1 pseudogene is annotated in these 288 nt (G+C 67.7%); it reads left to right on the top strand.

The window, feature by feature from the left end:
- Positions 1 to 108: 108 nt before the first annotated feature.
- Positions 109 to 288 (top strand): annotated as a pseudogene (locus EN807_RS34750) (hypothetical protein); the annotation flags it as partial.

Below are 288 nucleotides of genomic sequence, written 5' to 3'. Positions count from 1 at the left end.
GCCAGGAAGCCTGTCCTATGGGCGCGACGCGACACGCGACCGCGGTTACCTGGAAGTGGCGCGCCTGGCCATGCTGCGACGGGCGCAGAGCAAGGCCAGCTCCAGCTGATGGCGAAGATCCGTCGCATCGGCAGGCGTTTTCCCGACTATGGCTGGTCCTGGCCGACCGGATCGCTGGACCGGCTGCTCAAGGCCGCGCTTCTGCCCGACGAGGAGGCGGCACGCCTTTGCGCCGCCGGCTGGCTGGACGAAAACGACATCGATCATGTCTCCTTCCGGGAACACCGG

Origin of the sequence: Mesorhizobium sp. M5C.F.Ca.ET.164.01.1.1, from assembly GCF_004792125.1 — a bacterium.
Classification (GTDB): domain Bacteria; phylum Pseudomonadota; class Alphaproteobacteria; order Rhizobiales; family Rhizobiaceae; genus Mesorhizobium; species Mesorhizobium wenxiniae.
Note: the sequence above shows the minus strand (reverse complement) of the source record. Positions and strands in the feature narration are given on the sequence as shown.